Genomic DNA, 7,021 nt, shown 5'->3' on the forward strand with positions numbered 1-7,021 from the left:
GCGCAGGCGCAGCACGGCCACCTTGCGATTAAGTACTGTGACCTCGGCTGCGTCCGGCGAGGCGGCCGCAGGCGACGCAGTGGGGAGGCCGGCTTGTGCGGCGGCCATCAGCATGACCAGAACGAGGGCCTGCAATGATCGCCATCCTGAGGAGAAATTCATGGAGTTACGCATCGCAATGCGCATCAGCGTTCGGCGCGCATTGCCCTGTTCTTGAGGGAGTTCATTGGCGAGTCCCGTGCCATCTTCGAGATCGCGCCGTCGGCTTGTTGGCCTTCCGCGGCCAGCGCGAGGCTGAGCTCGCGCGATGTCACGCGCTGGCCTGGAGAAGGGTCGTTGGTCAGTACGGCGCCGGCACGACGGTGTAGTACACGCCGTTGGCACCGTAGTACGGCCGGAACCAAGTGCTGCCGACCTGGTAGTAGTTGATGCCGGCCTGAGTCACGATCACCGCGTCGGGCGGCACGGTCGCGTAGTTCACGCCCATTGAATACACCGGCCGCGCCGCACTGGCGATCGCGGCGCCGGCCGCCAGGCCGACGACCGCACCCGCAGCGACCGCGCCGGCGCAGTCGTAGCAGCCCGCGTGGTAGTACGGCACCGCCATCGGTGCGTGGTAGGGCGCATAGCCTGCGTAGCCGTAGGCCGGCGGGCGGTAGGTGCTGAAGCCGCCGGCGGTCGTGTGCACGGCGCCGTAGCCCGGGACCCCGGCAGAGTGCCCGCCGTAGATGTTGGTGTGGCTGACGGCGCCGTCCCAACTCCTTGAGGTGGAGCCGCCCCAGCGATTGACGTGCGTGGCGCCGCCGAAGCCGCCGAAGGAATGGCCGCCGAAGCGGTTGGCGCTGGCCCAGGCGGCCGCCGTGTCGTGGAAGCTCGCCGCCATGAGCGCCGCCAGCACGAGAGGAAGGACCTTGGTGTTTGTCATGGCGCGTTCTCCCTGTTCTTGGTGTTAGCGGTCTTGGGCGGCTTCGGCGCGGCGAAGGCGATCTTCTTCGCGTTCGCCGCATTGACCGCCGCGAAAGCCTCCGCCGCGATCACCGGGTCGAGCTTCCAGTTCGACAGCTCCACCTGGTGGCGCAGCTGCAACGGGTCGCCGCGGTACACCGCGCGCATCTTGCGCGGCAGCTTGTCGTCGGCGCCGATCCAGATCTGCATGAACATCTGGTCGCTGGCGATGGCCACCATCTCGGTGGTGGTGCCGCCGACGGTCTTCGACGGGCCGATGTAGAAGGCCTTGACGAGGCCGTCGGTGAGCGCCTTGAAAGGGTCGCTACCGACGACGTCTGCGAACGGGAAGTAGATCGCGGCGTTCTCGAAGGCCTGTTTGAGCATGGCATCGATGGAGGGCGGTGCCGGCGCCACGGCGACCAGGTTCTCGGCCGGCGCGAAGGCAGTGATGGTCTTGCCGTCGTAGGAGAACTCCGAGGCGGGCCCGTCCCCGAGAGTGACCACGCGCAGCCTGTCGGGGCGCTTCAGCAACACCTCGGAGGTGGTTCCGTAGGTTAGCGCGGGCCCGACGCTGCTCGGGCTCTCGTAGGTGGCGACGGCTGTGAACGACATCGAATGGGGGGTCGTCAGAGCCCCGCCCATCGCGCGCAGCAGTTCGATCGCCTTGGCTTCGAGTGCAGGCTGGGTCGACTTGGCTGCTGACCTGGCGGGCTTGGCGGGTGCCGGCTGCTGTGCCATTGCATCCGCCATCAGCGACAGGCTCAGCGCGACCAGCAATGTGCAGGCGCGGCGTTGGAGTTGGATCACTGCTGATTTCCTATTTTTCGACGTTGACGGGCCGCAGGGCGGGATCGCGGACACAGAGTCTGCTCGTGGCTGGATGCGACGTGCGGCTCGTTTCGGTGCTCAGGATAGTGACAAAGACCTCCGCGCACACCTTCCCTTTCGGGCAGTAGGCGGTCACCCGCTCAGGTTCAGCCTCGGCGCGGAGGGACGCGAAGTCGCTCGATGCGACATGGCGTTGACCATCGTGGGGATCGTGGAAGCGTCGATGGTGAATTCTCGGATCAGGGTGGCCCGGAAGCGATATCGCGGTCGCAGTAAGCTCGAACGCTGGAGCCAGGTGTGCCGCTCGGAATCAAGCTGTGTCGATTTTCCCGAATCCGGGGCAAGCACTTCGATCAACGCGCAGGCCAGGGCTGATCTACTAGAAGGAGGACCGTGAAGCAGAAAGAGTCAGACGATTGTCGTCGAGCCGGATTCCACGATGTCGGCCGACGACATGCCGCCACGCGGGCCGGCGATCGCGTGCACCTTCAGCAGGCGTGGCGCGACCTCGTTGCCAATGGGATGGGTTCGATTGGCGAAGCAGGCAGGCAGGCAGAGAATCGCGATGGCAGCGGTGCCTGCCTTCGAATCGCGCTGCCGGTCGAGATGGAACTCGCCGCAGCATGAACGTGATCGAACCCATCGTTCACATTGTGGATGACGACGAGTCGTTTCTCACCGCCACGTCTCGATTGCTGGTCGTCAGCGGTTTCAATGTGAAGACCTTCTTGTCCGCAAGCGAGTTCCTTGCGCAGTGCGACAGCGATGCGCGGGGTTGCGTGGTGACGGATTTGCAGATGCCCGGATTGAACGGGCTCGATCTGCAATCGGCGCTCGCGCTGACGCGCAACCCGCTGCCGCTCGTCTTTTTGACCGGACAGGGCGACATTGCCTCGACCGTGCGGGCGATGCGCGGCGGCGCGGAGGACTTTCTCGAAAAACGAGCCCCCAAGGAGGAACTGCTCGACGCGGTGCGGCGCGCCCTGGCGCGGGACGAGCATGTTCGCGAGGCACGGGCTCGCCAACGCGAGCGGGAGGAGCGCTTCAGCGCACTATCGGTGCGAGAGTTCGAGGTGCTCTTGCACGTCCTTCGGGGCCGGCTTAACAAGCAGATTGCCGGCGATCTGGGAATCAACGAACGCACCGTGAAATTGCACCGCACGGCGATCATGACGAAACTGGGTGTAGGGTCCGTCGCGGCGCTCTCGAGGCTGTCGCAGGAGGCGGGTGTGATGACGGCGCCCGCGCCCACCTTCCCAAAGGGGCAGTAGACAAAGGGTTCGGAAGCGCCCAAAGTGCACGTTGACCTCCGATGAGCACCAACACCCCCATCTATGTCGCCGTCGTTGATGACGACGAGAGCGTTTGTCGATCGCTCGGTAGGCTGCTGCGCGCGTCGGGCATGCAGCCGATCACCTACAGCTCGGCAGAAGAGTTCCTCGCAGACACGAAAAAGCCCCGGTTCGACTGCTTGGTGTTCGATGTCCAGCTCGGGGAGATGTCGGGCATCGAACTGGCGCAGCACCTGGTCGCTGAAGGCGGCCAGGCGCCATTCATCTTCATCACCGCGCACGACGATCGGGAAACGCGCGCCGCGGCGCAAGCCGTCGGCTGTGCGGCCTACTTTCTGAAGAACGATACCGGGGCCAATGTGCTGGAGGCCATCCGCCGAGCGGCTGGCTGAGCATGGACCTCTGCCAATGGCGTTGCGGGCCTATCTGACGACGGAACCCTAGAAGCTCACTGCCAGTCCGACCGAGAATCCCGACACCTTGTGACCGAACATGTGGCGCAGCACCAGACGCGTGCGGGTGACGAAAAGGTCGTGTGCACTCGAGTCGAGCTCGAGTCCGACCCCGACCGAGTTCAGGGAAGAGAATCCGAGCACCCCGGCCTGGTCCCCGAGATAGCGGGTATACGCGTACTCCAGCACATAACGCACTGGGCGCTCCAGGGCCGTGAATCCCGTCGGAGCCCGATAGCGGCTCCAGAGACTGGCCGTGACGGCGTCGGCATGGCCCTGCACGGCCGGTGAACTGCTGCTGCGACTTTGAAGCCGAATGTTGGTGTATCGCAGCTCGACGTCAATTTCGCTCTCGGGCCGATAGCGCTCGTAGTCCAGCATCAACGAGCCGCCGAGGCCGTAGGCGTCGAGACGGCCCCTGTCGAGGAAATCGAGCTCGGGCCCGGAGTTCCGGCCGAGGAGGACTCTGGCTATCGCCAGGTCGCTTGCGACGCGACCGAGCGCGAGATTGACGATCGGCCTGAACTTGAGATCTGGCATCACAAGGAAGTCCCACCCCATGCCGCCGGTCAGCGCGCCGTTGTTCCACTTCACCGGGATCGCACGCTCTTCACGGCCGTTGCTCGCATAGAACGTGGGGTCGTAGCGGCTCGCGGCAATGCCACCTTCCAGATAGAGCGGCAACGAATGGCTGACGGTGAACCCGCCAGCGACCTGCGACATTGCAATCGTCGGATTGCCGGTCTGCGGACTGGAGATCGATAGCGAACTTGAAACGAGGTCGGGAACGACGGAATAGCTCATCAGCGCGAGCACGCTATTGACACGCTGTTGAAGCTTGGCCTCGGTCGCGACGAAATCGGCCAGCTGTTGTGCCTTCGCGCACGGGACGAAGAGCTCGGCGCCAAGCACAAGGGCCAACGGGATGAGCCTCATGCAGGAATGTCTGAAAGGAAAAGGAAGAAAGGCTGGCATCGGGTGACCCGCCTCGGAGCCCCGGACCTGCTGATCGGAGGTCATCTTCCTCCTTGACGTTTTGCGCGTCGTCGAGCGTAGCAACAAGGGCGCTGATCCGCACCTTCCCCTTTGGGCAGTAGACGGCGAATGCCCGGCAAGCCCATAGTGTCGACGGGACTCGAGCGCTTGAGGTTGAGGACCACGTATCACTGGACGGAGGCAGGCGGTGGCCACGCAGCAGCCACGGCCCGGGTCTGCTGGGGCTCGAAAGGCATTCCTCGAAGGTCGTGACTACACCGTCAAGTGAAGCCTGAAGCGCACCGCACAGGCCCTATGAACCAGTCACCTTCTCCAGCACCGAACACATGGATTCTCGTCTTCATTTTCGCGGCATGACTGCCGCACTCGCACTCGCCATGGGCGGGCTGGCGCCGACGCTGTCTGCTGCACAGCAGTTGCAGGTCGAACCCGCTGCCGACAACTGGCGGTATAGCCTCTCGGTGTACGGCTATCTGCCAAGCCTGAGTGGCGCGACGAGCGCACCGGCGAGCACGGGTGGCGCGTCCATCAACGTCAGTGCCGACAAGATCATCGACAAGCTGAAGTTCACGTTCATGGGTTCGTTGGACGCGCACAACGGGCGGTGGGGTTTTTTCACCGATCTCATCTATCTCGACCTCGGCGGCAGCAAGTACCGCAGCCGCTACTTCACGATCGGTGACGTCGGGCTCCCGGCAAGCACCACGTCAGATCTCAGCCTGAACGTTGAGGGTTCGATCTGGACATCGGCGGGCGAGTACCGCGTGGTGTCCGATCCGGCGTTGACGCTGGACCTGCTCGCCGGCGCGCGGATGTTCCGCCTGCGGCAAACCTTGAGCTGGAATATCGCCGGCGACCTAGGGCCGGTCACGACCGCCGCGCGTTTCGGAAGCGTCAAGCACAGCGAAACCCTGTGGGACGGCATCGTCGGCGTCAAGGGTCGGTATGCCCTTGGCGATTCCGGGAAGTGGTCGCTTCCGTTCTACGTCGATGTCGGCACCGGCGAGTCCCGCCTGACTTGGCAGGCGGCCGGCGGCATCAGCTACGCGTACGCGTGGGGTGAGCTCAGCGCCATGTGGCGCTATCTCGCCTACGACATGAAGTCGGGCAAGGCCGTCAAGGACCTGAATCTCAGCGGGCCGCTGCTCGGCGCGACCTTTCGTTGGTGAGCGACCGCGGGCATGGCGGCATGGATGGGATTCCACGTCGTGTACTGCCCGAAAGGGAAGGTGCGCAAGATCGCCTTTGCCAATACGCTTTGAGCAGGAGAAGGTCGCCTCCGTGGCAGAGATCACCGGCAGTTCGCCGCAATCCGGCGCGAATGCTGCAGCCTAGGGCCTGTTCAAGTTGGTTCAACGACGAGTGAAGAAAGCATGAAGTCAATCAAGTTCAGTCTGATGTTGTGTGCCGCGGTACTGGCGGCGGGCTGCGTCAGCAAGCAAACCTACAACACCGAGGTGCAGAAGGCCGATGCCTACGCGGCGCTCAGCAAGCAGCTCAGCGGCGAGTTGAGCAGCGACCAGGCACAGATCATTCAGCTGCAGAACCAGCTCAAGGTGACGATGTTCAACGAGATCCTCTTCCCTGAAGGCGGCTGGACCCTCAGCCCCAAGGGGCAGCAGGCGTTGGCGAAGATCGCGCCGACGCTGTCCAATATTCCGGGCCAGCAGATCGTGGTCGAAGGGTTCACCGACAACGTGCCGATCGGGCCGGAGTTGAAGCGCCGCTTTCCGTCCAATCTCGAACTCTCCTCGGCACGCGCGGACGACGTGGTGCGCTACCTCACTTCGAAGGGGGTGCCGCAGAACTCGATCTCGGCGCAGGGCTTCGGAGACGCCCGCCCGGTGGCGAGCAACGACACGCCGCAGGGCAAGGCGAAGAACCGCCGCGTCGAGATTGTCATCTCGGCTGCCAGCCGACCGTAGCCACTGAGTTTGAGCCTTCTGACCCGGGAGGCCGGCCCTCGGCCGCGTGAACGAGAACCGCGGCAGCATCCTCGGCCATTCAACCATCTGGACACCGCGCATGCCAACAACAATTCCACCGGAAGGTGCGGTTGCACCTGAACCGTTGCCTGTTCCCGTGTCGTCGGCGACATGGGTCGCCACGCGCGCCGCCAAGACGCAGCGCCAGGACATGACGCGACTCGTGCTCGGCCTCCTGAAGCCCTACCACGGCTGGCTGATGATCGTGTTCGCCGCCATGATGGTCGAGATCGTCATGAGCCTGGCCGCCCCCTGGCCGCTGAAACTGGTGCTCGACGATGCGCTGGGCACCCACCACCTGCCGCACTGGCTCGAATGGGCGCACCAGTGGGGCATCGGCCGCCACACGCTGGGCGTGGCGCTGTTCGCCGGTATCGCGACCCTGGCGATCGCGGTCATCGGCGGGATCGCGACCTACATCGACAACTACTACACCACCAGCATCGGGCAATGGGTCGCCAACGACCTGCGGCTGCGCATCTACGAGCACCTGCACCGGCTCTCGCTGGCCTTCTACGAC

The 7,021-nt window shown here is 64.3% G+C and carries 9 protein-coding genes; 6 read left to right on the top strand and 3 right to left on the bottom strand.

Translation table 11 applies throughout. From position 1 onward, the window contains the following. Positions 1 to 340: 340 nt before the first annotated feature. Positions 341 to 925 (bottom strand): hypothetical protein, encoded by a 585-nt coding sequence (locus AC1D2E_RS34030; RefSeq protein WP_478201495.1) that lies wholly within the window; start codon positions 923 to 925, stop codon positions 341 to 343. Next, positions 922 to 1,755, bottom strand: coding sequence for a DUF2092 domain-containing protein (locus tag AC1D2E_RS34035; protein WP_478201496.1), 834 nt, complete (start codon positions 1,753 to 1,755; stop codon positions 922 to 924). The genes AC1D2E_RS34030 and AC1D2E_RS34035 overlap by 4 nt, the downstream gene beginning before the upstream one ends. Positions 1,756 to 2,169: 414 nt before the next feature. Here AC1D2E_RS34035 and AC1D2E_RS34040 point away from each other — a divergent pair, with 414 nt between their 5' ends. From AC1D2E_RS34040 to AC1D2E_RS34050, 3 genes are read left to right on the top strand one after another with little or no spacing between them, the layout of a single operon-like run. After that, positions 2,170 to 2,403 carry a hypothetical protein gene (locus tag AC1D2E_RS34040; RefSeq protein WP_478201497.1) on the top strand — a complete coding sequence of 78 codons (234 nt, stop codon included), beginning with the start codon at positions 2,170 to 2,172 and terminating at the stop codon, positions 2,401 to 2,403. After that, entirely contained in the window at positions 2,400 to 3,047 is a 648-nt protein-coding gene (locus tag AC1D2E_RS34045; RefSeq protein ID WP_478201498.1) for a response regulator transcription factor, read from the top strand. Before AC1D2E_RS34040 ends, AC1D2E_RS34045 begins: the two co-directional genes overlap by 4 nt. A 41-nt stretch (positions 3,048 to 3,088) precedes the next feature. Continuing rightward, a complete protein-coding gene (locus AC1D2E_RS34050) occupies positions 3,089 to 3,460 on the top strand; it encodes a response regulator transcription factor (protein WP_478201499.1) in 372 nt (123 codons plus the stop codon). Between the two features lie 48 nt (positions 3,461 to 3,508). On the opposite strand, the gene AC1D2E_RS34055 is transcribed toward AC1D2E_RS34050, so the two are convergent. Next, a complete protein-coding gene (locus tag AC1D2E_RS34055; RefSeq protein ID WP_478201503.1) occupies positions 3,509 to 4,456 on the bottom strand; it encodes a hypothetical protein in 948 nt (315 codons plus the stop codon). A gap of 413 nt (positions 4,457 to 4,869) precedes the next feature. On the opposite strand from AC1D2E_RS34055, the gene AC1D2E_RS34060 reads away from it, so the two are divergent. The 3 genes from AC1D2E_RS34060 to AC1D2E_RS34070 all read left to right on the top strand — a co-directional run. Then, the gene (locus tag AC1D2E_RS34060) at positions 4,870 to 5,685 is read left to right on the top strand and encodes a hypothetical protein (RefSeq protein ID WP_478201500.1); all 816 of its coding nucleotides are present in this window, start codon (positions 4,870 to 4,872) and stop codon (positions 5,683 to 5,685) included. 204 nt (positions 5,686 to 5,889) lie between these two features. Beyond that, positions 5,890 to 6,441: an OmpA/MotB family protein gene (locus tag AC1D2E_RS34065; protein ID WP_478201501.1), complete on the top strand. Its 552-nt coding sequence runs from the start codon at positions 5,890 to 5,892 to the stop codon at positions 6,439 to 6,441. Positions 6,442 to 6,598: 157 nt separating this feature from the next. Continuing rightward, positions 6,599 to 7,021, top strand: a 423-nt coding sequence (locus AC1D2E_RS34070; protein WP_478201502.1) for an ABC transporter transmembrane domain-containing protein, incomplete at its 3' end; no start/stop codon positions are given.

Source organism: Variovorax sp. P1_H2, from assembly GCF_056405295.1.

What these genes read in the sequence shown, in the direction of transcription:
- AC1D2E_RS34030 (WP_478201495.1), bottom strand. Translation starts at nt 925, where the DNA reads ATGACAAACACCAAGGTCCTTCCTCTCGTGCTGGCGGCGCTCATGGCG.
- AC1D2E_RS34045 (WP_478201498.1), top strand. Translation starts at nt 2,400, where the DNA reads ATGAACGTGATCGAACCCATCGTTCACATTGTGGATGACGACGAGTCG.
- AC1D2E_RS34050 (WP_478201499.1), top strand. Translation starts at nt 3,089, where the DNA reads ATGAGCACCAACACCCCCATCTATGTCGCCGTCGTTGATGACGACGAG.
- AC1D2E_RS34055 (WP_478201503.1), bottom strand. Translation starts at nt 4,456, where the DNA reads ATGAGGCTCATCCCGTTGGCCCTTGTGCTTGGCGCCGAGCTCTTCGTC.
- AC1D2E_RS34060 (WP_478201500.1), top strand. Translation starts at nt 4,870, where the DNA reads ATGACTGCCGCACTCGCACTCGCCATGGGCGGGCTGGCGCCGACGCTG.
- AC1D2E_RS34065 (WP_478201501.1), top strand. Translation starts at nt 5,890, where the DNA reads ATGAAGTCAATCAAGTTCAGTCTGATGTTGTGTGCCGCGGTACTGGCG.